General features: G+C 67.5%; 24 protein-coding genes. 9 read left to right on the forward strand and 15 right to left on the reverse strand.

Annotated features, from left to right (window positions below; genetic code table 11):
• Positions 1 to 50: 50 nt before the first annotated feature.
• On the reverse strand, positions 51 to 1184 hold the full coding sequence (locus tag AC1DZV_RS13245; RefSeq protein ID WP_026537818.1) for a mannose-1-phosphate guanylyltransferase: 1134 nt from the start codon (positions 1182 to 1184) through the stop codon (positions 51 to 53).
• A 267-nt stretch (positions 1185 to 1451) separates the two neighbouring features.
• Here AC1DZV_RS13245 and sdhC point away from each other — a divergent pair, with 267 nt between their 5' ends.
• The 5 genes from sdhC to AC1DZV_RS13270 all read left to right on the forward strand — a co-directional run bounded on the left by sdhC (position 1452) and on the right by AC1DZV_RS13270 (position 6004).
• A complete protein-coding gene (gene sdhC, locus AC1DZV_RS13250) occupies positions 1452 to 1832 on the forward strand; it encodes a succinate dehydrogenase, cytochrome b556 subunit (RefSeq protein WP_079553238.1) in 381 nt (126 codons plus the stop codon).
• A 3-nt stretch (positions 1833 to 1835) separates the two neighbouring features.
• On the forward strand, positions 1836 to 2330 hold the full coding sequence (locus AC1DZV_RS13255) for a succinate dehydrogenase hydrophobic membrane anchor subunit (RefSeq protein ID WP_476950375.1): 495 nt from the start codon (positions 1836 to 1838) through the stop codon (positions 2328 to 2330).
• A 192-nt stretch (positions 2331 to 2522) separates the two neighbouring features.
• Positions 2523 to 4322, forward strand: coding sequence for a succinate dehydrogenase flavoprotein subunit (gene sdhA / locus AC1DZV_RS13260; RefSeq protein WP_028277340.1), 1800 nt, complete (start codon positions 2523 to 2525; stop codon positions 4320 to 4322).
• 1 nt (position 4323) lies between these two features.
• On the forward strand, positions 4324 to 5106 hold the full coding sequence (locus AC1DZV_RS13265) for a succinate dehydrogenase iron-sulfur subunit (RefSeq protein WP_476950374.1): 783 nt from the start codon (positions 4324 to 4326) through the stop codon (positions 5104 to 5106).
• A 133-nt stretch (positions 5107 to 5239) separates the two neighbouring features.
• Positions 5240 to 6004, forward strand: a complete 765-nt coding sequence (locus tag AC1DZV_RS13270; protein WP_476950373.1) for an alpha/beta hydrolase family protein — start codon at positions 5240 to 5242, stop codon at positions 6002 to 6004.
• Here AC1DZV_RS13270 and AC1DZV_RS13275 read toward each other — a convergent pair.
• The 11 genes from AC1DZV_RS13275 to glyA form a co-directional block, all read right to left on the reverse strand.
• On the reverse strand, positions 5967 to 7133 hold the full coding sequence (locus AC1DZV_RS13275; RefSeq protein WP_476950476.1) for a YihY/virulence factor BrkB family protein: 1167 nt from the start codon (positions 7131 to 7133) through the stop codon (positions 5967 to 5969). The genes AC1DZV_RS13270 and AC1DZV_RS13275 overlap by 38 nt on opposite strands.
• Positions 7078 to 7689 (reverse strand): 2'-5' RNA ligase family protein, encoded by a 612-nt coding sequence (locus tag AC1DZV_RS13280; protein ID WP_223914197.1) that lies wholly within the window; start codon positions 7687 to 7689, stop codon positions 7078 to 7080. The genes AC1DZV_RS13275 and AC1DZV_RS13280 overlap by 56 nt, the downstream gene beginning before the upstream one ends.
• A 4-nt stretch (positions 7690 to 7693) precedes the next feature.
• Complete coding sequence (trpS, locus tag AC1DZV_RS13285; RefSeq protein ID WP_476950372.1) at positions 7694 to 8809, reverse strand: tryptophan--tRNA ligase; 1116 nt, start codon at positions 8807 to 8809, stop codon at positions 7694 to 7696.
• 17 nt (positions 8810 to 8826) lie between these two features.
• A complete protein-coding gene (locus AC1DZV_RS13290; protein WP_476950371.1) occupies positions 8827 to 9660 on the reverse strand; it encodes an exodeoxyribonuclease III in 834 nt (277 codons plus the stop codon).
• Between the two features lie 10 nt (positions 9661 to 9670).
• Entirely contained in the window at positions 9671 to 10240 is a 570-nt protein-coding gene (locus tag AC1DZV_RS13295; RefSeq protein WP_476950370.1) for a hypothetical protein, read from the reverse strand.
• A gap of 92 nt (positions 10241 to 10332) precedes the next feature.
• Positions 10333 to 10689 carry a VOC family protein gene (locus AC1DZV_RS13300; protein ID WP_230009984.1) on the reverse strand — a complete coding sequence of 119 codons (357 nt, stop codon included), beginning with the start codon at positions 10687 to 10689 and terminating at the stop codon, positions 10333 to 10335.
• Positions 10690 to 10713: 24 nt separating this feature from the next.
• Positions 10714 to 11562, reverse strand: a complete 849-nt coding sequence (locus tag AC1DZV_RS13305; RefSeq protein ID WP_079553256.1) for an ABC transporter permease — start codon at positions 11560 to 11562, stop codon at positions 10714 to 10716.
• On the reverse strand, positions 11559 to 12437 hold the full coding sequence (locus AC1DZV_RS13310; RefSeq protein WP_476950475.1) for an ABC transporter permease: 879 nt from the start codon (positions 12435 to 12437) through the stop codon (positions 11559 to 11561). Before AC1DZV_RS13310 ends, AC1DZV_RS13305 begins: the two co-directional genes overlap by 4 nt.
• Positions 12438 to 12447: 10 nt before the next feature.
• Complete coding sequence (locus tag AC1DZV_RS13315) at positions 12448 to 13425, reverse strand: ABC transporter ATP-binding protein (protein ID WP_043436284.1); 978 nt, start codon at positions 13423 to 13425, stop codon at positions 12448 to 12450.
• Positions 13426 to 13498: 73 nt separating this feature from the next.
• A complete protein-coding gene (locus tag AC1DZV_RS13320; protein ID WP_476953879.1) occupies positions 13499 to 14482 on the reverse strand; it encodes a bifunctional methylenetetrahydrofolate dehydrogenase/methenyltetrahydrofolate cyclohydrolase in 984 nt (327 codons plus the stop codon).
• Between the two features lie 3 nt (positions 14483 to 14485).
• Complete coding sequence (gene glyA, locus AC1DZV_RS13325; protein ID WP_459384157.1) at positions 14486 to 15784, reverse strand: serine hydroxymethyltransferase; 1299 nt, start codon at positions 15782 to 15784, stop codon at positions 14486 to 14488.
• Between the two features lie 313 nt (positions 15785 to 16097).
• On the opposite strand from glyA, the gene purU reads away from it, so the two are divergent.
• From purU to AC1DZV_RS13340, 3 genes are read left to right on the forward strand one after another with little or no spacing between them, the layout of a single operon-like run.
• On the forward strand, positions 16098 to 16958 hold the full coding sequence (gene purU, locus AC1DZV_RS13330) for a formyltetrahydrofolate deformylase (protein WP_028277327.1): 861 nt from the start codon (positions 16098 to 16100) through the stop codon (positions 16956 to 16958).
• A gap of 21 nt (positions 16959 to 16979) precedes the next feature.
• Positions 16980 to 17423 carry a class I SAM-dependent methyltransferase gene (locus tag AC1DZV_RS13335; protein ID WP_476950368.1) on the forward strand — a complete coding sequence of 148 codons (444 nt, stop codon included), beginning with the start codon at positions 16980 to 16982 and terminating at the stop codon, positions 17421 to 17423.
• Between the two features lie 32 nt (positions 17424 to 17455).
• The gene (locus AC1DZV_RS13340) at positions 17456 to 17977 is read left to right on the forward strand and encodes a gamma carbonic anhydrase family protein (protein ID WP_028277325.1); all 522 of its coding nucleotides are present in this window, start codon (positions 17456 to 17458) and stop codon (positions 17975 to 17977) included.
• Positions 17978 to 18004: 27 nt separating this feature from the next.
• Here the strand turns inward: AC1DZV_RS13340 and AC1DZV_RS13345 are convergent, their stop codons facing one another.
• Together AC1DZV_RS13345 and AC1DZV_RS13350 are read right to left on the reverse strand one after the other, a co-directional pair.
• Positions 18005 to 19702 carry a flavin monoamine oxidase family protein gene (locus tag AC1DZV_RS13345; protein ID WP_476950367.1) on the reverse strand — a complete coding sequence of 566 codons (1698 nt, stop codon included), beginning with the start codon at positions 19700 to 19702 and terminating at the stop codon, positions 18005 to 18007.
• Positions 19699 to 21237 (reverse strand): amino acid permease, encoded by a 1539-nt coding sequence (locus tag AC1DZV_RS13350; RefSeq protein WP_476950366.1) that lies wholly within the window; start codon positions 21235 to 21237, stop codon positions 19699 to 19701. Before AC1DZV_RS13350 ends, AC1DZV_RS13345 begins: the two co-directional genes overlap by 4 nt.
• A 111-nt stretch (positions 21238 to 21348) precedes the next feature.
• Here AC1DZV_RS13350 and AC1DZV_RS13355 point away from each other — a divergent pair, with 111 nt between their 5' ends.
• Positions 21349 to 23139 carry a PucR family transcriptional regulator gene (locus tag AC1DZV_RS13355; RefSeq protein ID WP_476950365.1) on the forward strand — a complete coding sequence of 597 codons (1791 nt, stop codon included), beginning with the start codon at positions 21349 to 21351 and terminating at the stop codon, positions 23137 to 23139.
• Here AC1DZV_RS13355 and AC1DZV_RS13360 read toward each other — a convergent pair.
• Entirely contained in the window at positions 23118 to 23906 is a 789-nt protein-coding gene (locus AC1DZV_RS13360) for a nitrilase-related carbon-nitrogen hydrolase (protein ID WP_476950474.1), read from the reverse strand. The genes AC1DZV_RS13355 and AC1DZV_RS13360 overlap by 22 nt on opposite strands.
• Between the last annotated feature and the right edge of the window lie 215 nt (positions 23907 to 24121).

Genomic DNA, 24121 nt, shown 5'->3' on the forward strand with positions numbered 1-24121 from the left:
GCGTTACGGATTGCTGAACATTGCACAGGCCGTGATCCGCTCTGCTCCGGCTACAGGACGTCGGTGTCGCCCTTGGCCTTGATGGCATCCACGGCCTGCTTGACCCGCTGCGAGTGTTCCTTGGTGGTGACCAGCAGGGCGTCCGGGGTGTCAACGATCACGACGTCCTTGATGCCGATCAGGGCGATCACCCGCTTGGTATCGGAGACCACCACGCCGCTCGCGTTCTCGGTGAAGACGCGTGCGCCCTCGCCCAGGACCGTGACCTCGTCGACTTCCTTGGCGCTGTTGAGCCGGCCCACGGAGGCGAAGTCCCCGACGTCGTCCCAGAGGAACGTTCCGGGCACCACGGCGACGTCGCCGGCGGCGGCGGCGGGCTCGGCGACGGCGTAGTCAATAGCGATCTTGGGCAGCGTGGGCCACACCCGGGCCGTGACGGCGTCGCGTTCCGGAGTGTCCCAGGCCTTGGCGATCTCCTGGAGTCCGGCGAAGAGCTCGGGCTGGTTGGCTTCGAGGTGCTTGAGCATCAGCGAGACCGGGGCCACGAACATACCCGCGTTCCAGACATATTCGCCGCTGTCGACGTACTCCTGGGCCACTTCCTCGCTGGGCTTCTCCACGAACTCCACCACGGACTGCGCACTGGGCGCGTCCGGGATGTGGAGGTTCGCGCCGGACCGGATGTAGCCGAATCCGGTGGAGGGATGGGTCGGCTTGATGCCGATGGTGACGATCTTGCCCGCGGCCGCGGTGTAGACGGCCTCACGGACCGCGTCTTGGAAGAGGTCATCCGGGCTGATGACCTGGTCCGCGGCGAACGAGCCCATGATGATGTCCGGGTCCCGCTCGTGGAGGATGGCCGCGGCGAGGCCGATCGCAGCACCGGAGTCTTTGGGTTCGCTCTCCAGGACGAGGTCGGCTTCCAGGACCTCAGGCAGCTGGCGGCAGACGGCTGCCCTGTGGGCGGAGCCGGTCACCACCAGCACGTGCTTGCCGGCGACGGGCTGGAGGCGGTCATAGGTCGCGCGCAGCAGAGTGCTGCCCGAACCGGTGAGGTCGTGAAGGAATTTCGGGGCTGCTGCCCGTGACAGGGGCCAGAGGCGGGTCCCCACTCCGCCCGCCGGAATGACCGCAATAAAACGGTCCAGCGGTGAATCCTGGCTTGTCACTTTGTCTGTAGTCATCACGGCTACTTTAGCCGACGGCGGCCAATTCGGTCCGAATTGAGCCGGGATCCGGCCCTACAGGCACCTGCGACCACAGCCAAATGTGGCGTTCGTCTCAAAACAAACGCAAAACCGCGCCGGGGCCGGTCAACAAGGAGTTCCCAAATTGAATAAGCTGTTAGCGAAGCCTAGATTTAGGCTTGAGCTTACGAGTGCTCTCGCAGCAGGCGTTCCCCCCGCGTGGATCCCATGCCAGCGCCGCTGTGTTGCAGGGAGGTTTATTCAGTGCCGACAAAACCAGCTGGCACCTTGTACCGCGGCCGTGAAGGCATGTGGTCCTGGGTTGGACACCGCATTACCGGTGTAGTGATTTTCTTCTTCTTGTTGGTCCACGTGCTGGACACCTCATTGGTGCGTGTGTCCCCCGAGGCCTACACCGCAGTGATTGGTGCCTACAAGAACCCCCTCATGGCCCTGGGTGAAACGGGCCTTGTCGCGGCGATCGTGTTCCACGCCTTCAACGGCCTGCGGATCATCGCCGTCGACTTCTGGAAGAAGGGTGCCAAGTACCAGCGTCAGATGCTCTGGACGGTCCTGGGCCTCTGGGTCGTCGTCATGGTCGGCTTCTCCATCCGCCACCTGTCCCTCGCCCTTGGAGGTCACTAAGCCATGACTGCAACCATTCAGAGTCCGCGCAGCGGAAAACCCAGCAGTGGAAAACCCAGTAGCGGCAAGATCCAGCCCAAGTACCGCCGCACTGGCGGTTCCAAGGGCAACTTCGAGATGCTCGCGTGGCTCTTCATGCGCCTCTCCGGCGTCGTGCTGGTGGTGCTGATCTTCGGCCACCTGACAGTGAACCTGCTGGTCGGCGAGGGCATCCACGCGATCGACTTCGGCTTTGTGGCCGGCAAGTGGGCCGACCCGTTCTGGCAGGTCTGGGACCTGGCCATGCTGTGGCTCGCCATGCTGCACGGCACCAACGGCGTCCGCACGATCATCAATGACTACGCCGAGAAGGACGCAACGCGCCTTTGGCTGAAGATTGTGCTCTACGCGGCCACCACGGTCATCATCATCCTGGGCACCCTGGTCATCTTCACGTTCAATCCGTGCCCCGTGGCCAACGGCGTCCAGCTTCCCGGCGGTTTCTGCCCCGCGCCTTAGCGGCGCAGCCGTAATGGTTCAGCCGTAGCGGCGGAACCGCCGCGGACAGCAGCCCGTCCGGGCAGGAATCCGCGGTCCGTCACGGCAACTGATCTTGCCTGCCGAGCGCAGGCGCAGATTGCACGAGACTTCACCGGGCAGGCGCGGCCTGCCGGTGGTTTATAGCGAATTTTGAGAGAAAGAGCGTCTGGTATGCAGGTCCATAAGTACGACGTCGTGATCGTCGGTGCCGGTGGCGCCGGGATGCGCGCGGCGATCGAATCAGGTCAGCGCGCCCGAACAGCAGTACTGACCAAGCTGTACCCCACGCGGTCCCACACCGGCGCGGCGCAGGGCGGCATGTGTGCAGCCCTGGCCAACGTCGAGGAAGACAACTGGGAGTGGCACACCTTCGACACCATCAAGGGCGGCGACTACCTGGTTGACCAGGACGCCGCCGAGGTCATGGCGAAGGAAGCGATCGACGCCGTCCTGGATCTGGAAAAGATGGGCCTGCCGTTCAACCGCACGCCCGAGGGCCGCATTGACCAGCGCCGCTTCGGTGGCCACACCCGCGACCACGGCAAGGCACCGGTCCGCCGCGCCTGCTACGCCGCCGACCGCACCGGCCACATGATCCTGCAGACCCTTTACCAGAACTGCGTCAAGCACAACGTCGAGTTCTACAACGAGTACTACGTCCTGGACCTGCTGACCGTCGAAGAGGACGCCGTCCGCGAGGACGGCACGCCGTACAAGCAGAAGCGCGTCGCCGGCGTCGTGTCCTACGACCTCGCCTCCGGCGAGCTGCACGTCTTCCAGGCCAAGTCCGTGGTGTTCGCCTCCGGCGGCGCCGGCAAGGTCTTCAAGACCACCTCCAACGCCCACACCCTGACCGGTGACGGCATGGGCATCGCGTTCCGCCGGGGCATCCCCCTGGAGGACATGGAATTCTTCCAGTTCCACCCGACCGGCCTGGCCGGCCTGGGCATCCTGCTCTCCGAGGCCGCCCGCGGCGAAGGCGCGATCCTGCGCAACTCCGAGGGTGAACGCTTCATGGAGCGCTATGCGCCCACCATCAAGGACCTCGCCCCGCGCGACATCGTGGCCCGCTCCATGGCCAACGAAGTCCGTGAGGGACGCGGCTGCGGCCCGAACAAGGACTACGTCCTCCTGGACCTGACGCACCTTGAGCCTGCGCACATCGATGCCAAGCTGCCGGACATCACCGAGTTCGCCCGCACCTACCTGGGTGTGGAGCCGTACACGGAGCCGGTTCCGGTGTTCCCGACGGCGCACTACGCCATGGGCGGCATCCCCACGAACATCAGCGCCGAGGTCCTCCAGGACAACGACACGGTGGTCCCGGGCCTCTACGCCGCCGGCGAGGTCGCCTGCGTCTCCGTCCACGGCTCCAACCGTCTGGGCACCAACTCGCTGCTGGACATCAACGTGTTCGGCAAGCGCGCCGGCATCGCCGCCGCCGAGTACGCCAAGACCGCCGACTTCGTGGAGCTCCCCGTTGACCCGGAGGCCTACACGCTGAACCTGCTGGACCACGTCCGCACCTCTGACGGCACCGAGAAGGTCGCTGCGATCCGCAAGGAACTGCAGGACACCATGGACGCCAACATGCAGGTGTTCCGCACCGCCGACACGCTGAACCAGGTCCTGAAGGACATTGCCTCCTTCGAGGAGCGGTACCAGCGCATCAGCGTCCAGGACAAGGGCAAGCGCTTCAACCTGGACCTGCTCGAGGCCGTCGAGCTGGGCTTCCTGCTCGAGCTCGCCAAGGTCATGACCGTGGCGGCCCTGCACCGCGAGGAATCCCGCGGCGGCCACTTCCGCGAGGACTTCCCCGAGCGCGACGACGAAAAATTCATGAAGCACTCCATGGCGTACAAGGATGACCACGCCCCGGCGGACGGTTCCGCCGAGTCGATTGCCGGCATCCGGCTTGCCACCAAACCGGTGGTCTTTACGCGCTACGAGCCGATGGTGAGGAAGTACTAAGATGAGCGCTGAACTCGCTGAGCCAGCATCCAAGATCGACCTGCCCGCCGGCGTCGGCGGGGGCGGGGAAATCCCGTCCTTCGACGTCACCCTGCGTGTGCGCCGCTACAACCCCGAGGTCTCCGAGGACGCCACGTGGGATGACTTCAAGGTCACCATGTACGGCACCGACCGTGTCCTGGACGCCCTGCACAAGATCAAGTGGGAGATGGACGGCAGCGTCTCCTTCCGCCGTTCCTGCGCCCACGGCGTCTGCGGTTCCGATGCCATGCGCATCAACGGCCGCAACCGCCTCGCCTGCAAGACCCTTCTGAAGGACCTGGACACGTCCAAGCCCATCACGGTCGAGCCCATCAAGGGCCTGCCGGTGGAGAAGGACCTGATCGTGGACATGGAGCCGTTCTTCCAGTCCTTCCGCGAAGTCATGCCCTTCCTGATCAACCGTGGCCACGAGCCCACCAAGGAACGCCTGCAGTCCGCCGAGGACCGCGAACGGTTCGATGACACCACCAAGTGCATCCTGTGCGCCGCGTGCACCTCGTCCTGCCCGGTGTTCTGGACCGACGGGCAGTACTTCGGCCCGGCGGCGATCGTCAACGCGCACCGCTTCATCTTCGATTCCCGTGATGACGCCGGCGACATGCGCCTGGAGATCCTCAACGACAAGGAAGGCGTGTGGCGCTGCCGCACCACCTTCAACTGCACCGAAGCATGCCCCCGCGGCATCCAGGTCACGCAGGCGATCGCTGAGGTCAAGCAGGCCATCCTGTCCCGCAAGGTCTAAGGACCGGTTCCCCGGCCCGCATTACCGGCTTCACCTTCAGTAGTTACCGACGACGGCGCCTCTCACCTTCCGGGKGGGGGCGCCGCCGTCGTTTCGGCCCTCAATGATTCGCCCTCACACGAAAGGGGACACTTTGTCCCACTCAGAAAAAGTCTCGTTCCTGGGTTCCACCGGCGAGCGGCTCTCCGGCGTGCTGGACCTGCCGGAGGGCCCGGTCAAGGGCTGGGGTGTGTTCTCGCACGGCTTCACCCTGGGCAAGGACAGCCCCTCGGCGTCGCGGATGTGCAAGGCCCTGGCGGACAACGGCGTGGGCATGCTCCGGTTCGACAACGTGGGGCTCGGAGAGTCGGCGGGAATGTGGTCGGAGGGGTCCTTCAGCCACAAGGTGGCCGACACCGTCAAGGCCGCCGAATTCATGCGGGACTCAGACCGGCGGGTTTCCCTGCTGGTGGGCCACTCGTTTGGCGGCGCGGCCGTCCTGTCCGCCGCGCGGCAGATCCCGGAGCTGAGGGCCGTGGCCACCGTGGGTGCCCCCTTCTCCCCCAAGCACGTGGCCCACGTCTTTGACGCGGCCCTGGACCGCATCCTGAGCGAGGGAAGCGCCGAGGTGGATCTCGGCGGCAAGCGGGTGGAGATCCGCCGGCACTTCGTCGAGGATCTCGAGAACGCGGACCTGACGGACTGCATCCGGCAGCTGCACAAGCCACTCATGGTGCTGCACTCCCCCACCGACAATACGGTCGGGATCGAAAACGCCAGCACCATCTTCCAGACGGCACGCCACCCGCGCAGCTTCGTCTCGCTGGAGGGCAGCGACCATCTCCTGACCGGCAAAGGCCAGGCGGCCCGTGCGGCGAGGATTATTTCGGCGTGGGCCGACCAGTACCTCGACGCCTGAACGCGGCGGCCAGCGGCCTGCGGCGGACCCGCTGCTCGACCGGGGTTTTACCCGGCTGGACGCGCCGGGCACCCCAGCCGGTGGTCGCGGCGGCGGGCCCGGCCTTGAGGTCCTCCTCCCGGATCGCCACCCACGCGGCGCAGATCACGTAGACCTGGCTGACCAGGTTGAACCAGATCAGTAGGCCGATGATGATGGCGAAGGGCGCCAGAATGGGGTTCTTGCCGGCGCTGGCCAGCAGCTGGGTGCTGAAGATCTGGAGGATGGTGGTGCCCACCGCGGCGAGAGTGGTCCCTTCCAGCAGGGAGCGCCGGGTCGGCTTCAGCCCGGCGGCCACCCGGTACATGATCAGGGCGGTGCCCCAGCCGAGCAGCAGCGGGACGAGGATCGTGACGGAGGTCGTCAGCGGCCCGGCAACTAGCGGCTCGAGGCCCAGCTGCTCGGTAACCCATCCGGCGGCCGTGCCGAAGATCAGCGAGGCCGCGGAGCTGACTACCAGGGCCAACCCCATCAGCAGCAGCGTGCCGACGTCCTTGAGTATCTGCAGGATCGGATTCATCACCAAGGGGCCGAGCTGCATCATGCTCCGCATGCCGTCGCGGATGCCGCTGATCCAGCCCAGGGACGTGAACACCGTCACCACGGCGGCGATCCCGGCGGCCCAACCCAGGCTGGTGGGGTTCAGCAGCGCATAGGGGTCAACCAGCCCCTCGCTGCCGTCGACCTGCAGCAGGCCCGGCGCGGCGGCGGCCACACTCCTGATGACCTGGTCCAGCAGGGCCGGGTGGTCGCTGAGCACGAGGCCGGCCAAGGACAAGCCAGTGGCCAACAGGCCCGTGATGGAGAAAAACATCCGGAAGCCGATGCCGGCACTCAACAGCGGGCCACGCTGACGCAGGTAGTGCGAGTATGCGCGCAGGGGCAGCAGCATATTCAGCCGGGCCAGGAGCCAGTTCATCATCGCGATCAGAGACGCGACCATGCCGCCGCCGGAGCGCCGGGCCCGGCCCCATTCGACCCTCTTGCGGATGACTTCCAGTTTCAGCCCGGCCAGATCGGTGGGGAGCGGCGGCTTATCGGGCGCCGGCGGTGCCGTCCGGGCCTCTGTCGTGGTCAGGTTTGGTCCCAAAATCAAGCTCTTCCCGTAGCTGCCAGATGCCGTTGTCATCGTGCTCGTAAAGTCCCATGCTAGCCACAGGAAACGTGGCCCTGTAATCCTTCAGGACCGTTTCGGCCTCGTCGAGGCTTTCCGGGGCGACATCGTGGGCCACGGTGACGTGCGGGTGGTAGCCGAACGGCAGTTCCCGCTCCAGCGGGCCGGACTGCAGCTGGCGGTGCAGGTTCACGCAGTCCCCGAAGCCGTCCTCTACGTTCAGGAAGACCACCGGGGACACCGGCCGGAAAGACCCGGTCCCTGCGATGGTCACAGTGAAGGGCTCCTGCCGCCGTGCCACGTCCCGGACATGGCGTTGGGTCGCGGCCCAGTCCTTCGTCATGGTGGTGGTGACCAGAGTGATGTGGGCCGGGACGACGGCGGCCATGGGATCCCCGAAGGATGCCCGCCAGCGCTGGAGCTCCTCGGCGATGTCCGCCGGGAACCTCAGGATCACACCGATGCTGATGCCTTCGCTGCGCTGTCCGTTCGACGTGGCGGCTTTCGCGGTGACTTTGCTGACGGAGGACATTGACCTAGCGGACTCCCTGGGCGCCGGCGTAGGGCAGGAAACCCACCTTGGCGTAGACGTCGCGCAGGGTCAGCGAGGCAATCTCCCGGGCCTTGTCCGCGCCGAGGCCCAGCAGCCGGTCCAGCTCCGCGGGATCGTCCAGCAGCTCCTTGGCCCGGTTCCGGATCGGGGTCAGGTGCTCCGTGACCACCTCGGCGAGGTCCGCCTTCAGGTGGCCGTACATCTTTCCCTCATAGGCGGTGACGAGGGCGTCGACGCTTTGCCCGGTGATCGAGGAGTAGATGGTCAGCAGGTTGGACACGCCCGGCTTCGCCTCCCGGTCGAACCGGATTTCGGTCTCCGTGTCCGTCACGGCGGACTTGATCCGTTTGGCCGTGACCTTGGGCTCGTCCAGCAGGTTGATCAGCCCCGCCGGCGACTCCGCAGACTTGGACATCTTGGCGGTGGGGTGCTGCAGATCGTAGATCTTCGCGGATTCCCTCTGGATGAAGGGCTGCGGCACCGTGAACGTGTCGCCGAAGCGGGAGTTGAACCGCTGGGCCAGGTCACGGCTGAGTTCCACGTGCTGGCGCTGGTCCTCACCGACGGGGACACCGTGCGGCTGGTACAGCAGGATGTCCGCTGCCTGCAGGATGGGGTAGGTGAACAGCCCGACGCTGGCGTGGTCTGATCCCTGTTTGTGCGCCTTGTCCTTGAACTGGGTCATCCGGGACGCCTCGCCGAAGCCAGTGATGCAGTTCAGGACCCACGCCAACTGGGCGTGCTCGGGAACCTGGGACTGGACGAAGAGCGTGCACTTGTCGACGTCGACGCCGCCGGCAATGTACTGCGCGGCCGTGACCCGGGTGCGGTGCGCCAGCTCGGCCGGATCCTGCGGAACGGTGATCGCGTGCAGGTCAGGGATGAAGAAGACGGCGTCGTACTCGTCCTGCATCCGGACCCAGTTCACGAGGGCGCCGAGGTAGTTGCCCAGGTGCAGGGAGTCGGCGGAAGGCTGCATGCCGGAGAGGATGCGGTGCCGGGCCGCGGTGGCCGCAGAGGCGTCCTTCGCGGTGGCAGTCTGAGCGTCGGGGGCGACGCCGGCCTGGGCCACAGTGGTCGCAGTTGAAGTGGTGGTCATTCGTGGAAGCCTTAAGACTAGAGCCGGTAGTCCACTACCAGCGGGGCGTGGTCGGAGAAGCGTGTGTCCCAGGACGCTGCCCGGTCAACAACGGCTGACACTGCGGCAGCAGCGAGAGCGGGCGTGGCCATGTGGTAGTCGATGCGCCAGCCGGTGTCGTTGTCGAAGGCCTGGCCCCGTTGCGACCACCAAGTGTAGGGGCCGTCGACGTTACCCGCCAGGCCCCTGTGAACATCCTTCCAGCCGATTTCCTCGCCGAAGAAGCGGTCAAAATAGGCCCGCTCTTCCGGCAGGAAGCCGGCACGTTTGACGTTGCCCTTCCAGTTCCTGATGTCCAGCTCCGTGTGGCCGACGTTGAGGTCGCCCACCACCAGCGCGTGGTCACTGTGCTTGGCGAGTTCGGGCAGCCGCTGGGCCATGACGTCGAGGAAACGGAATTTGTCGTCCTGCTTGGGAGTGCCGGCCTCGCCCGAGTGCACGTAGGCGCTCACGACGGTCATCTGTGAAGCCTGCCCGTCCGCGTCCCGCACGATGTAGTCCGCCTCGACCCAGCGTCCGGCCGTGGCGAAGAAGTCATCGCCGATCCCCACCCGGGTGGCCAGGGGCTCTTCCCGGGAGGCAATGGCAACGCCGGCCCGGCCTTTGGCCTCGGCCTCGGCATGGAGAATGTACCAGCCCTCGCCGAGCTGTTCCTCGACGATCGCGTCCGGCGCGCGGACCTCCTGGAGGCACAGGATGTCCACCTCGCGCGGCTCAAGCCACTCCGCCATGCCCTTCTTGTAGGCGGCACGGAGGCCGTTGACGTTGACTGACGCGATGCGAAGGTGGTCCTTCTTCAATGCCGAGCTCACCCGATCCACTCTAGTCGATGATGGTTCCGCTGACGGGAGCGTCATCGCCGCCCGAGGATTTGATCATGTCCCGCGCGTTGGTGGCGGTGATCTCGATGGTCTCCAGGGCGCGGCTGATCGTGTCGCGGTCCGCCGCGTCGCCCTTCGCCCGCTCCTGCTCGACCACCCGGACCTGGACCTGGACAATCTTGAAGGAGTGGTCCAGCTTCATGTCGCGGACGCTGTCCGCTGCGCGGCTTTCGCTCACCACGCGGGTTCCGCCGTGGTCCGCGCTGCCTGCCGCGGGCGGCCGGCCCGCTGCGGCGTTGAACGCGTTCTGGGCCTCGTTCAGCCTGGCCCCGGCCTTCTTGGCGGCCTTCTGGATGCTGAACACGACGAAGGAGGCCAGCGCCAGCCAGAAGCCGGCGATGATCGCCACGATCCAGCCCACGACATCGTTCTGGTTGGCCGCGAAGATCACGGCCACCACGAACGCGATGATGAAGACCAGCAGCCCCGGCCCGCTGATGCGGAACATGGAAAACCGGCCGCGGGCCGTGGTGTCGTTGGACGTGGACGAGGAGCTACCCAGAGATTGCATGAGCCCATTATCGCAAACGGGGCCGGCCGCCCGTTGCGCTTCCACCCCGGGCGAACGCCGCCCCGGCGCCCGGCCTAGGTCAGGACCAGCGTTTAGGTCAGGACCAGGCAGAACGGGTGGCCGCTGGGGTCCGTGTAGACCCGGAAGGTTTCCGTCCCGGCGTCGAGGCTGGTGGCGCCGAGCCGGAGCACCTCGGCTTCGGCGGCGTCGAGGTCCCCGACGAGCACGTCCACGTGCATCTGCTGCGGGTGCTCGGCGTCGGGCCACTGCGGGCGGACCAGCCGTTCCACCCGCTGGAAGGCGACGGCGGGACGGTCGGCGGCGTCGCCGATCGAAATCCATTCCTCGTCCTCCTGCACCCGGATCATCCCCAGCAGCTCCTGGTAAAAGCCGGCGAGCTTGTCCGGGTCCTCGCAGTCGATGACGAGGGCCTGCCATTTTCCGATCATGGGGTCTCCTTTTTGGAAGGACGGCTACTTGAGGAACAGTTTGCGCAGCCGGCTCGTGGTGAGCAGGACGCCGAGGGCAATCATGACGAGGTAGTAGCCGATGTGCACGGCGGTGGCCGGGGTGAACACCCCCACGCTGATCTGGCGCAGCAGTTCCACGCCGTGCCACAGCGGCATGGCCTGGATCAGCCACTGGATGGACTGCGGGTAGACGCTGAGCGGGTAGAACGTGGCACTGAAGAGGAACATCGGCAGCATGACGAAGTTGATCCAGTCCATTTGCTGGAATGTCTTCATGTAGCTCGTGATCCCCATGCCGAAGCTCGCGAAGCCGAACGCGATCAGCACCGAGGCCGGGATCATCAGGATGGCCCACGGCGTGGTGATGAGGCCCATCAGGCCCATGACGGCCGTGAAGCCGGTCGCGTACATGGCCCCGCGCAGCAGGGCGAGGAAGATTTCGCCCATGGCGACATCCAGCGGCCCCAGCGAGGTGTAGAGCATGCCCTGGTACAGCTTGGCGAAGTTCATCTTGAAGAAGACGTTCCACGTGGAGTCGTAGACGGCGCCGTTCATGGCGGACACGGCCAGCAGCGCCGGCGCGATGTACGCGGCGTAGCTGATTTCCTGCCCGCCCGGGCCCTGGACCGACCCGACAATGGCGCCCAGGCCCACGCCCATGGAGATCAGGTACAGCACGGGTTCGAAGAACCCGGAGACCATGACCATCCAGTTGCTGCTCTTGGTGGCCATGAGCCCGCGGGCGACGACGGCGCGGACGTTGCGGGAGTAGATGGGCCCGAAGCGGCGGCGGCGCGCGGCTTCGGTGACGCTGTGGTCCCCTGTGTTGAAACTTCCCGTCAGGACGCTCATGAGGCCATCCTTTTGGCGAACTGGCGTTTTGTCAGGATCCAGCCGGCAGCCGCCAGGCCCAGCAGGAAGAGGATGTGGACGACGGTGAGCCACGGCTCTTCCTCGTACCCGTAGCTGACCACGCGGCCAAGCTCGGTTCCGTGCCAGATCGGTGAGATCCAGCCGATCCAGCGGACTGCGAGCGGGAGCGTCTCCAGCGGGAAGAACGTGCCGGAGAACAGGAACAACGGCATGACGATGAACCGCATGACCATGGCGAACTGGCCCTTGTCGTGCTGGATGGTGGCCGCGTAGGCCATGAGCGGCAGGCCGAAGGACAGGCCGGCGAGGGTGGCGATGAGGATCGACACCCAGCCCCAGGCGCCGGGCGAGGCGCCGAAGAGCGCGACGACGGCGAAGTAGATGGCCGACTGCAGCAGGAAGCGCACCGTCACGGCGATGATCTGGCCGCCGGCGATCTGCTCGGGAGTCAGCGGTGAGGCGTGCGGGCCGTAGTAGACGCGCCGCCACTTGAAGCCGTCCATCACGGGGAAGGTGAACTCGTTGGCGGCCGTCATGACGGCGGCCGAGATCAGCAGGGCCGGCGCGATGAACGTCAGGTAGCTGACCCCGCCGAAGACGCCGGTGCCGTTGGACTCGACCAGGGTGGCCAGGCCAACGCCCATCGCGAACAGGTAGGCCACCGGCTGTCCCACGCCGTACATCACGATGGTCCAGCCGTAGCCCTTCATGACCCGCAGGACCTGTTCGGCGTAGTAGAACGCGCCCCAGCGGCGGGCACGGGCGGCCGAGACTTCCGGCGAGTGCGCGCGCAGGGCCGTCCCCGCCGCCGCGGCGCCCGCCGTCGTGCCCGCTGCCTGAATTGGCTTAGCCAGCTGCTCTTTCTTAGTCAACGAGGCTCCTGCCGGTCAGGCGCAGGAAGACGTCTTCGAGTGAGGAGCGGCGGACCAGTGAGGTGACCGGACGCAGGCCGCGGGCGGTGACCTGCTCCAGGGCGGCCTCGCCGTCGTGGGCGTAGATAAGCACCCGGTCCGGCAGGGTTTCCACGCGTTCGCCGATGCCGCCGAGCTCCGCGCCGACGCTCGCGTTGCGTTCCGAGCCGAAGCGCAGTTCCAGGACCTCGCGGGTGGAGTATTCGCGGATCAGGCTGGCCGGCGATCCCTCGGCCATGATCCTGCCCTTGTCCACCACAATCAGCCGGTCGCACAGCTGCTCGGCCTCGTCCATGTAGTGCGTGGTGAGGATCAGGGTGACGCCCTGTTCCTTGAGCCGGAACAGCCGGTCCCAGAGGATGTGCCGGGCCTGCGGGTCAAGGCCGGTCGTCGGCTCGTCCAGCAGCAGGATCCGGGGCTCGTTGATGAGCGAGCGGGCGATTGTCAGGCGCCGCTTCATGCCGCCGGAGAGGGCATCGACCTTGGAGTTGGCCTTGTCGGTGAGCTGGGCGAATTCCAGCAGCTCGTCGGCCTTGGGTTTGAGGTAGCTCATGGGCAGGCCGAAATAGCGGCCGTAGACCAGCAGGTTGTCCCGGACTTTCAGTTCCTCGTCCAGGTTGTCCTGCTGCGGCACGACGCCGAGGTGGGCGCGGACCTCCGGCCCGTGCTGCTCGGGGTCCAGGCCCATGATGTTCAGGCTGCCGGAGGTGCGCTGCGAGACCCCGCCGATCATCTTCATCGTGGTGGACTTGCCGGCGCCGTTGGGGCCCAGCAGGCCGAACGCTTCCCCGGCGGGAACGCGGAAGGAGATGCCGTCGACGGCGGTGACGTCGCCGTAACGTTTGGTCAGGTTCTCGGCAGTGATGACGTATGGGAGAGCGGCGTCGGAGGGGCTGCTCGCGCGTGATTCTTTAGAGGCAAGTTCGGACACCCGCACCACGGTAGTGGATCCCCGCAAACTATGAAAGAGTCTTTTCGTAAAAACTCCTGACGTATCCGTTCCGTTATGCCGGCCGGCGGTAGAACGTGCGGAATCCTGCGGTGGGGGGGGGCGCCGGGTCCTCTGCCCAGCGGTTTTTCTCTGCCCATTGGCGTTCCGCGGTTTCCACCACGTTGGCGAGCAGCATGGCGCGGGTCATGGGCCCCACTCCCCCGGGGTTCGGCGAGAGCCAGGCGGCGACGTCGGCCGCAGCGGGGTCCACGTCGCCGGTGACCACTGCCTTGCCGCTGCCGTCATCGACCCGGCTGACACCGACGTCGAGCACGATCGCCCCGGGCTTGAGGTCCGCGGCCTTGATCATGTGCGGCTGCCCGGCGGCGGCAATTACGACGTCGGCCTGCCGCAGTTCCGCCGGCAGGTCCACCGTTCCGGTGTGCGCCAGGATGACCGTGGCATTGACGTCCTTCCGGGTCAGCAGCAGACCCACGGGACGGCCGATGGTGACGCCGCGGCCCACCACGAGGACGCGCTTGCCGTTCAGGTCGATCCCATGCCGGGTCAGCAGCTCCACGCAGCCCTTGGGCGTGCACGGCAGCGGGGATTTCATGGGGCCGCTGACGTTGGCCACGAGCCGGCCCAGGTTCATCGGGTGCAGGCCGTCGGCGTCCTTCTCGGGATCCATGGCCTCCAGGATGACGTCCTGGTCGATGTGTTTGGGCAGGGGCAGCTGCACGATGTAGCCGGTGCATTCCGGGTTTTCGTTGAGCTCGCGGACCACGGCCAGGAGTTCGTCCTGGCTGGTCTCTTCCGGCAGGTCGCGGCGGATGGAGGTAATGCCCACCTCGGCGCAGTCCTTGTGTTTGCCGCCGACGTACCAGGTGCTGCCGGGATCGGAGCCCACCAGGATGGTGCCCAGCCCGGGCGTGATGCCCTGGGCCTTGAGCACTGCCACGCGCTCGGTCAGCTCGGCCTTGATGGCGGCGGCGGTGGCCTTGCCGTCAAGGATCCGTGCAGTTTCAGCCGTTTTTGCGGTGTGCGAAGAAGTCATGGCCTACCACTGCTCGTGCTGCGGGTACAGCGGGAAATCGGCGGCGAGCTTGTCCACGCGGGCCTGCAGGGGTTCGATCTCCGTGGCAGCTCCGGACTTCAGCGCCGTGGCGATGATGTCCGCCACCTCGGTGAATTCCTCGGCGCCGAAGCCGCGGGTGGCCAGGGCCGGTGTGCCGATGCGCAGGCCGGAGGTGACCATCGGCGGGCGGGGATCGAACGGCACGGCGTTGCGGTTGACGGTGATGCCGATCGAGTGCAGGAGGTCCTCGGCCTGCTGGCCGTCCAGCTGGGAGTTGCGCAGGTCCACCAGGACCAGGTGCACGTCGGTGCCCCCGGTCAGGACCGAGACGCCCGCACCGGCGACGTCGGCCTGGCCGAGGCGCTCGGCGATGATCTTGGCGCCTTCGAGCACACGTTCCTGGCGCTCCTTGAATTCCTCCGTGCCGGCGATCTTGAAGGCCACGGCCTTCGCCGCGATCACGTGCATGAGCGGGCCGCCCTGCTGGCCGGGGAACACGGCGGAGTTAAGCTTCTTGGCCCACTCCTGCTTGGCCAGGATCACGCCGGAGCGCGGACCGGACAGCGTCTTGTGCACGGTGGAGGTCACGACGTCGGAGTACGGGACCGGGCTCGGGTGCAGCCCAGCGGCGACCAGGCCGGCGAAGTGCGCCATGTCGGTCCAGAGCAGGGCGCCGACCTCGTCGGCGATCGAACGGAAGGCCGCGAAATCGAGGTGCCGCGGGTAAGCGGACCAGCCGGCGATGATCACCTGGGGCTTTTCGGCGATGGCCTGCTCGCGCAGCTTGTCCATGTCGATCCGGAAGTCATCTTCCTCGACCTGGTAGGCGGCGACGTTGTAGAGCTTCCCGGAGAAGTTCAGCTTCATGCCGTGGGTGAGGTGCCCGCCGTGGGCCAGGGACAGGCCCAGGATCTTATCGCCCGGGGTGATCATGGCGGCGAGCGCGGCGGCGTTGGCCTGCGCGCCGGAGTGCGGCTGCACGTTGGCGTATTCGGCGCCGAACAGTTCCTTGACGCGGTCGATCGCGAGCTGCTCGGCGACGTCGACGTATTCACACCCGCCGTAGTAGCGGCGTCCCGGGTAGCCCTCGGCGTACTTGTTGGTCAGGACGGAGCCCTGGGCTTCCATCACGGCGCGCGGGGCGAAGTTCTCGGAAGCGATCATTTCCAGGGTGCCGCGCTGGCGGCCAAGTTCCTGGGCCAGGACGGCGGCGATTTCAGGGTCGAGTTCGGCCAGCGGCTGGTTGCTCACGGCGGCTGAGGTGGCGGTGGTAGTAGTCACGAGGAACTCCTGGTTGGCAACGGGTACGGCTATTGGTCAGGCTACCGGCTGGCCCGTTGCGCCGCCCCTTGATTACGGGCCCCTTAACAGCGGGCCGCGACAGCGGCGGCCGGCACCCCGTGCGGGCACCAGCAACGGTGCGGCAGCGGTGATGCTGCCGACCGGTAAGACATGACCCTCGGCCCAGGCGTACGATCCGTGGTCTTCGTGAGTGCCGCTCCCTGATGGTTAGCCATCCAACGCCAGTTGCGACGGGTTAACACTACCAAAACCCTTTCAAAACTGCCCTTGAAGCGCAGGTAGGCTGTTCCTCGTGACTGATGAGAACCTGACTGCCTCCTACATCCTGACTCTTTCCTGCCCTGACCGGCCTGGCATCGTGCACGCCGTCGCCGGGGCCCTCCTGGTGGCGGGCTGCAATATTACAGATTCCCAGCAGTACGGCAGCCAGGGAACGGGCACCTTCTTCATGCGGGTGGAGGCGACGACGGCGGCGGCCCAGGCGGAGCTGCAGGCGGCGCTGGAACCTGTGGCGCAGGCCTTCGGGATGCAGTGGAGCCTCAACCCGGCCGGCCGGAAGGTCCGCACCCTGCTGATGGCCAGCACGTCCGCCCACTGCCTCAATGACTTGCTGTTCCTGCAGCGCTCCGGAACCCTGCCGATCGACATTCCGGCCATCGTGTCCAACCACCGCGACCTCGAGGGTTTGGCGGAGTTCTACGGCATCCCGTTCCACCACATCCCGGTCACCCCGGACACCAAGATCCAGGCGGAGGACGCCCTCCGGGTCCTGATGAAGGAACACGACATCGAGCTCACCGTCCTGGCCCGGTACATGCAGATCATCTCGGACGAGCTCTGCACCGAACTGACGGGCAAGGCCATCAACATCCACCACTCGTTCCTGCCCTCCTTCAAGGGTGCCAAGCCCTACCACCAGGCGCATGCCCGCGGCGTGAAGCTCATCGGCGCCACGGCGCACTACGTCACGGCGGCCCTGGATGAGGGGCCCATCATCGAGCAGGAAGTCATCCGGGTGGACCACCGGCGCACCGCGGAGCAGTTCGTCCAGATGGGCCGCGATGTGGAGGGCCGGACCCTCGCCCAGGCCGTGCAGTGGCATGCCGAGCACCGCGTCCTGCTCGACGGCAACCGGACGGTTGTCTTTAACTAGAAGCGGTCATTAACTGGAGCTATGGAATCCTCCCGCAGGGACCGGCTCGAATCGTTTGTGGCGCTGTTGAAGAACGAGGGCCGGCACGGCGTGCTGGGCCTGGATTGCGGCCCGGGCGCCGACGGGCTGCACTTTGTGCAGTCCGGCATCCATTTCACCGGTGTCGACCAGTCCGAGGAGAACATCCACATCGCCCGATCCCACGGGCTGGAAGCCTCCGTGGCGGGACCGGTTTCCCTGCCGTTCGCCGATGCCGCGTTTGACTCGGTGTGGGCGGTAGACGCCCTGGCGGGCCTGCCCCCGGAACAGTGGGACGACGTCGTCCGCGAACTCGGGCGGGTGGCCGGACCGGGCGCGCCGATCGCCGTCGTACTCCCCGCACCCGACCCGCGCAGCTCAGGCGACCCGCGCACCTCAGGCGACCCGCGCGGCGAGGGCTTCACGGTGCTCCGCTCCCCCGCCTGACGGGGGGCGGCGGTGTGTCCTAGGCTGGAGGCATGGCTCCCCTCTACGCATTCGCCGGTACCACTCCGGCCGTCCATGACTCCGCCTTCGTCGCGCCCACGGCGTCCGTGATCGGCAACGCCACCCTGGCCGAGAACTCGAGCGCCTTCTACGGTGTCAGTGTCCGCGCCGATACCGCCGCCATCACCGTCGGCGCCGGCAGCAACCTGCAGGACAACGTGGTGCTGCACGCCGACCCCGGCTTCCCCTGCACCGTCGGTGCGCGGGTCAGCGTCGGCCACAGCGCCGTGGTCCACGGCTGCACCGTTGAGGACGACTGCCTGATCGGCATGAGCGCCACCATCCTCAACGGGGCCGTGATCGGCGCCGGGTCCCTCATCGCCGCCGGTGCCGTGGTGCTGGAGGGCACCGTTATCCCGCCCCGCTCGCTGGTGGCCGGCGTTCCGGCCAAGGTCCGGCGCGAGCTCAGCGACGAGGAGTTCGCCGGTGTCCAGCACAACGCCGCCCACTACCAGGAACTGGCACGCGCGCACCGCGAACTTCACAACGCCTGAGGAAACCAGCGCCGGGGCCGGCGCCGTTCAGTCCAGGGCGATCGGCCCGAGCTCGGAGAGCAGCTCGCCCGGTCCGGGATTCCCGGCGGGGGTGGAGCCACCGAGGTGGTTGACTACGCCCCAGACGGCGTTGAGCCCGGTGGTGACGGCTCCCTCGGCCCAGCCGGCGGTGAAGGAGACGTCGTCGCCGGCGAGGAAGATCCCGCGTTGTTCGGCCGGCAGCCCGTCCTGTTTGAAGTGCGTGAAGAGCCGCTGCTGGTAGCGGTAGTGTCCCGGCAGGTTGGCCTTGAAGGCGCCCATGAAGTTGGGGTCGGCCTCCCACGAGACGGTGATGGGCTGGCCCACGATGTGGCTGGCGATGTCCACCCCGGGGTAGATCTGCTCCAGCGAGTGCAACATGAGCTCCGCCCGTTCCTCCGCGGTGAGCGAGAGCCACTTCAGCGCGTCGTCGTTCCAGGTGTAGGACAGCAGGATCACGGCCGGCTGGTCCGGGCCGTTGTCCAGCAGGTAGGTGGCACGGTTCAGCCGGTCGGTCAGCGTCATGGACAGGACCTCGCGGCCGGTGGCCGGGTCGATGTCCTTCCAGAACGGCCGGTCCACCATGACGAAGGTTTTGGAGGACTGCATGTAGTGGGAGCGTTCGATCGCCGTCCACAGTTCGGCGGGGAACAGGGCCTCGTCCGTGTGGATCCGGGTCGAGAGCAGCCATGACTGGCAGGTGGTCACCACCGCCGGGTAGGCGGATTCGCGACCCCAGCGTTCCCGGATCCGGAAGTCCCCGCCGCCGTCGCGGGCGATGCGGTCCACGGCGCCGCGCGGCGCGCCTGCGTGCAGCGACGCCAGCGAGGTGCCGTCCGGCCAGTGGGCCATACCCGAAGGCGCGTGCTCCCACAGTGCCTCGGGGAGCCGCTGCGCGCCGCCGTCGATGAGCCGGTGCCGGTCATCGGCGTCGGTGTAGACCACGCGAAGGATTTCGAGGATCGAGTTGGGGAAGTCGGTGTCCCAGCCGCCGGTGCCGAATCCCACCTGCCCGAAGGCCTCGCGGTGGGCGAATCCGGCTTCCTTGAAGGAGTCGCTGCCGGCGATGAAGCCGTAGAACGTCTGCTCGTCCAGCTGCGGGAGCAGCGCGTTCCAGAGTTCCTTGATCCGGGCTGTGTCCCGGGCGCGGATGGCGTCCTGCATCTCGGCGAACCCGGCGCCGTCGTTCACGGCGGCTTTCCACGCGTCTGCCACCTCACGGAAGAACGGCGGCAGGTCTGCCGCGGTCTCGGCATAGTATTTCTGGCCAGCGAGCTCGATCACCGTGCTGGAGGTCGCCGGCGCCAGCGGATTGGGGAAGGCCCGGGTCTGCAGCCCGAGCAGGTCCACGTAGTGGTAGAAGGCCTTGCCGGATTCGGGGAAACGCATTCCGCCGAGGTCTGCCACGATGCCCGGCGCGGACGGGAAACTGGCGGTCCGCAGCCGGCCGCCGATCCTGTCGGCCTCGTAGACCACGGGCCGCAGGCCGAGCTTCATGAGCTCATACGCGGTCACCAGTCCGGACAGTCCGGCACCGACGACGGCGACCTCGGTCCCGTAGAGCTCGGGCGGCACCGATCCCAGGCCCTCCGGGTGGGCGAGGTAGTGGTCGTAGCTGAACGGGAAGTCCGGATTCAGCATGGTGACGGGCGCCGCGCCCGCCTCAGCAGCGGGTTCGGGAGCCGGAAGTTCGGTGGCGATGGTCATGAGATCTCTGCCTTCAGTTCCTCGTGTGTGGTGGTGTTGTCAGGGTGGCGGCTTGATAGGTCAAGGTAGTCCTCGTGGCTCAGCGCAGCCACCCTGGAGTTCTTCCGGCCGTAGCCGAAGTAGGCGGCACAGCCAACGAGCATCCAGGCACCGAACACAGCCCAGGTCTCGGCGCCGAGGTTGGCCATCAGGTAGGCGCACATGAGGGCGCCGAGAACCGGTGTCAGCGGAAAGAGCGGGACGCGGAAGCTGCGCGTGAGTTCGGGCCGGGTCCGCCGCAGGTAAATGACTGCCACGTTGACCAGGGCGAAGGCGAACAGGGTACCGATGCTGGTCGCGTCCGCGAGGGCACCGAGCGGCACCAGGCCGGCGGTCAGTGCGACGGCGGTGCCCACGATCAGGGTTCCGGCAGCCGGCGTGCCGGTCCGGGCCGAGATCCGGCCGAAGACCTTGGGCACCAGGCCGTCGCGCGACATCGAAAGCAGGATCCGGGTCTGCCCGTACAGCACGGTCAGCACGATGCTGGCGATGGCGAGCACGGCGCCGACGGCGAACACCACGCCAACCCAGGGCTGGCCGGTGATTTCCTCAAGGATCTTCACGAGGGCCGCCTCGGTACCGTCGAACCAGCCCCAGGGGCGCGCGCCGATGGCGGCGACGGCCACAAGCACATAGATGCTGGTGACGATCAGCATGGAGAGCAGGATGGCCCGCGGGAGGTCGCGCTTGGGATTCCGGGCCTCCTCGCCGGCCGTGGAGGCTGCATCGAAGCCGATGTAGGAGAAGAAGACCCGGGAGGCTGCGGCCGAGACGCCGGCGGCGCCCATCGGCATGAGGGGTTCGAAGTGTCCGCCGTTGAAGGCGGTGAAGGCCACGGCGCAGAAGAACAGCAGGATGCCGACTTTGACCAGGACGATCGCCGTGTTGATCCAGGCGCTCTCCTTGGCGCCGCGGACCAACAGCACGGTGGCCAGGGCGACAATCACGATTGCGGGCACGTTCAGCACGCCGCCGGCTCCCGGCGGTTGCGAGATGGCGTCCGGGAGTTCCAGGCCGAAGACCGCCAGGGCCTCGTTGACGTACTGGCCCGCACCGACCGCGACGGCGGCCACGGAGACGGCGTATTCGAGCACCAGGCACCAGCCGCAGATCCAGGCCATGCCCTCGCCCATGGTGGCATAGGTGTAGGAGTAGCTGGAACCGGCGGCAGGGACCAGGCCGGCCATTTCCGCGTAGGACACGGCGGAGAGCAGGGCGGCGAAGCCGGCGATGGCGAAGGAGATCCAGATGGCCGGGCCGGCGAGCGGTACCGACTGGCCCAGGATGACCAGGATTCCGGTGCCCAGGGTGGCGCCGACGCTGATCATGGTCAGCTGCAGGACACCGAAGCTGCGGACCAGCCGCGTGCCGCCGTGTCCGGTCTCGGCCTCGCGGACCAGCTGTCCGATCGGCTTGCGGCGCAGGAGCTGGGCGGTGAGCCCGGGACGGGAGGCTTCCGCCGGCGGGCGTTCGCCGATCAGAGTTGGCACAGTCATCGTTGACGTCCTTATCTTCAGTAGTGGTCGGTTTCCCGAACCAACCCTAGGCGTGTGAGCCACCTCTCAAGGTTGTGCAAAATGACCTGTAGTCTTCACTCATGAGACTTAATGCACTTGGACCCCGCCGGCCAGGCGGCCGGCACGGGGGCCGCGGCCGTGGCTGCTGAGGACCCGGAGCGGCTCGGCTTCGTCACGCTGGCGCAGTTCCTGGGCCAGTTGTCCGCACTGGCCGTCGTGCACGACGGCGGCAACGGCCAGGAGCGCCTGCGCTGGGTGGAGCCCAGCGAACTGGAAGATCCCACCCCCTACCTGCTCGACGGCGAGTTCCTGCTCACGGCCGGCCTGCCGTTCGTGGGCGGGGGCGGCAGCGAGGATGCGGTGGACGCTTACGTGCGGCGCCTGGTCCAGGCCCGCGTGGGCGCCCTGGGCTTTGGGCTGGAGCCGTATTTCGACGCCGTGCCCGATCCCGTGGTGCGGGCCTGCAGGCAGCACAACCTGACCCTGGTCGCCATCCCGGAGAGCCTCCCGTTCGCCGCGCTGGGACTGGAATTCTCCCGGCTCCTCGAGTCAGACAACGCCAAGACCTTCCGCCAGCTGGCCGACACCAGCCGGCAGCTCATGCGCGCGGTCTTGTCCGCGCGCCCCGAGCACGAACTCCTCGCGGCCCTGGTCCAGCGCGTCCCGGTTTGGGCCGTGCTGGTCGGCGCCGACGGGCGGGTGCGCGCCCGCGGTTCGGGCCCCTCCCCCGGCCCGCAGGCCGCCGGCGCCGCTGCCGGCACCGTGCCGGGCGTTGACTCCGCCGACCTGCAGCCGCTGCTGGCCAGGCTGCTCGCCGGCAGCGGTCCGCGGGTGGAGATGGATTCGTTCGATGCCGTGGGCTCGTCCCTGGTCTTCGGGTATCCGCTGCGCAGCACCCGGGACGCCAACCTCGGCGCGCTCATCCTCGGCACGGACGCCCCGCTGACCCCGGCCCAGAACAGCGTTGTCTCCACCGCGGTCGGGCTGCTGGAACTGCTGGTCCGCCAGCGCATCAGCGGCTCCCTGGCCCCGAGCCAGCTGGCCACGGCGCTGCTGCTGCACCCGGAGAGCGTGGCCTCAGGATCCGCACGGCATGTCAACGGGTTCAAGGACCTGCTGGCCCAAAGCATCTCCTCCACCCGGTCCGGCCAGCTGCGGGTCGTACAGGGTCTCCGGATTGACGCCGCCCCGGACAGCGCCCGGACCCCGGGCGGCTCCCGGACCCCGGGCGGACCGGGCGAGGCTCCGGTGCGGGCGCTGCTGGAGTGGCGGCGGCTGTTCGACACCAAACTGGTGGAGCTCACCGAGTACGGCTTTGCCGCCATCACCCGGTTAAAGGTCGACGACGCCCTGCTCGCAGAAGTCGAGCGGCTCGGCTGGCGCCTTGTGATCGGCAGCGGCACCGATTTCGCGAACCTGCCGGAGGCCTACCGGCACGCCGCTTCACTGCGCAACCGCGTTCTCACGAGCCGCCGGAGCGTCCGGGCGGACGACGTGACGTGGTCGGTGGCCGGCCTGCTGGGACCGGCTGCCGGCACCCTGCTGGCGGGCCATCTGCTGGCACCCCTGCTCGCCCTCGAGCCGGAGCGCCGCGACAGCCTGCTCGGCATCCTGCGGGCCTGGCTGGGCGAAAACGGAAGCTGGGACGCCACAGCAAAGGCCACGGGACTGCATCGAAACAGCGTCCGCCGGCAGATCGGCATCATCGCTGAGCTGCTGGGCCTTGATCTCAACCAGGCCCAGGCGCGCGCGGAACTCTGGATCGCCCTGCAGTACCAGGCCGAGCCTGATCCGCCCACCCCGGCCGCCCCAGCAACGTCCGGCGCACCGGCCACCGCAGGTCAGGCGTCCGCCGCCGGTCAGACTTCCCAGGAGCGGTAGATCTCCGGGCGGCGGTCGCGCAGGTAGTCCACGGCGTCCTCGATGCCGTCTGCCGCGGCGCGGCCGGGCTCACCCAGCTCGGCAAACAACAGTTCCGGCCCCGCTCCGGCCGCGGCCAGGACCGAGCCGTCCGGGCCCGCGACGACGCTGCCGCCGCGGAAGTCGCAATCATCCTCCGAACCGGTGTGATTGGCGTAGGCGACCGTCAGCTGGTTCTCCAGGGCGCGGGCCCGGATCAGCACCTGCGGCACGACGTCGAATCCGCCGGCGAGTGCCGTCGGCACCAGCAGCAGGTCCGCGCCGCGCAGGGCGGCAGCCCGCGCCGACTCGGGAAACTCAATGTCGTAGCAGATGACCAGCGCCGTTTTGTGCCCGTGGAAATCCACGACGCCGGGGGCAGCCGCGGCGGGCGTAAACGCCGCCCGCTCGTCCGGGCCGAACAGGTGCACCTTGTCGTAACTGAGCAGCTCGTCGCCCGCCTCGTCGACCAGGGTGGCGGAAATATGCCACCCGCCGGCCGGTGTCACCGCGGGCAGGCTGTAGACCAGGGCGATGGTGTTGCGCCGCGCGATGCCGGCCAGGACTTCCCGGAGCGCGGGCAACCTGCCGGGATCGAACGCCTCCCGCAGCCGGCGCGGCGCGTAGCCCACGGGGAAGAGTTCCGGGGTCACCAGCAGCTGCGCACCCGCGGCGGACGCATTGCGCGCCGCGACCTCCACCGCGGCGCAGTTCGCCTCGATGTCCAGCACGGCGGAGTTCGCCTGCATCAGGGCCAGCAGCACCGTTACCACCTCACGTTTCCGGACGCCTCCGCTGGTCGCGGCGGGCTCTCCCGACCAGAGTAGCCGCGGCCCGGAACGCGGGGTGTGGTGCAATTCCACCCGGACAGCGTGCCAGCGGGGCAGAACGTCCTTGCCGCGGAGACGGCGGCTACTGACCGCTCTCTCCCCGGCATTCGACCGGCGCGGCCGTTATCGTTGCG

The organism is Arthrobacter sp. P1_D12 (assembly GCF_056406175.1).

Bases quoted from the DNA above. Each gene is read 5' to 3' on its own strand.
- AC1DZV_RS13335 (WP_476950368.1), top strand. From the start codon at position 16,980: ATGGAATCCTCCCGCAGGGACCGGCTCGAATCGTTTGTGGCGCTGTTG.
- AC1DZV_RS13345 (WP_476950367.1), bottom strand. From the start codon at position 19,702: ATGACCATCGCCACCGAACTTCCGGCTCCCGAACCCGCTGCTGAGGCG.
- AC1DZV_RS13280 (WP_223914197.1), bottom strand. From the start codon at position 7,689: ATGTCCTCCGTCAGCAAAGTCACCGCGAAAGCCGCCACGTCGAACGGA.
- AC1DZV_RS13300 (WP_230009984.1), bottom strand. From the start codon at position 10,689: ATGATCGGAAAATGGCAGGCCCTCGTCATCGACTGCGAGGACCCGGAC.
- AC1DZV_RS13255 (WP_476950375.1), top strand. From the start codon at position 1,836: ATGACTGCAACCATTCAGAGTCCGCGCAGCGGAAAACCCAGCAGTGGA.
- AC1DZV_RS13320 (WP_476953879.1), bottom strand. From the start codon at position 14,482: ATGACTTCTTCGCACACCGCAAAAACGGCTGAAACTGCACGGATCCTT.
- trpS (WP_476950372.1), bottom strand. From the start codon at position 8,809: ATGACCACCACTTCAACTGCGACCACTGTGGCCCAGGCCGGCGTCGCC.
- AC1DZV_RS13245 (WP_026537818.1), bottom strand. From the start codon at position 1,184: ATGACTACAGACAAAGTGACAAGCCAGGATTCACCGCTGGACCGTTTT.
- AC1DZV_RS13305 (WP_079553256.1), bottom strand. From the start codon at position 11,562: ATGAGCGTCCTGACGGGAAGTTTCAACACAGGGGACCACAGCGTCACC.
- AC1DZV_RS13295 (WP_476950370.1), bottom strand. From the start codon at position 10,240: ATGCAATCTCTGGGTAGCTCCTCGTCCACGTCCAACGACACCACGGCC.
- AC1DZV_RS13265 (WP_476950374.1), top strand. From the start codon at position 4,324: ATGAGCGCTGAACTCGCTGAGCCAGCATCCAAGATCGACCTGCCCGCC.
- sdhA (WP_028277340.1), top strand. From the start codon at position 2,523: ATGCAGGTCCATAAGTACGACGTCGTGATCGTCGGTGCCGGTGGCGCC.
- AC1DZV_RS13360 (WP_476950474.1), bottom strand. From the start codon at position 23,906: ATGCAGGCGAACTCCGCCGTGCTGGACATCGAGGCGAACTGCGCCGCG.
- AC1DZV_RS13340 (WP_028277325.1), top strand. From the start codon at position 17,456: ATGGCTCCCCTCTACGCATTCGCCGGTACCACTCCGGCCGTCCATGAC.
- AC1DZV_RS13350 (WP_476950366.1), bottom strand. From the start codon at position 21,237: ATGACTGTGCCAACTCTGATCGGCGAACGCCCGCCGGCGGAAGCCTCC.
- AC1DZV_RS13355 (WP_476950365.1), top strand. From the start codon at position 21,349: ATGCACTTGGACCCCGCCGGCCAGGCGGCCGGCACGGGGGCCGCGGCC.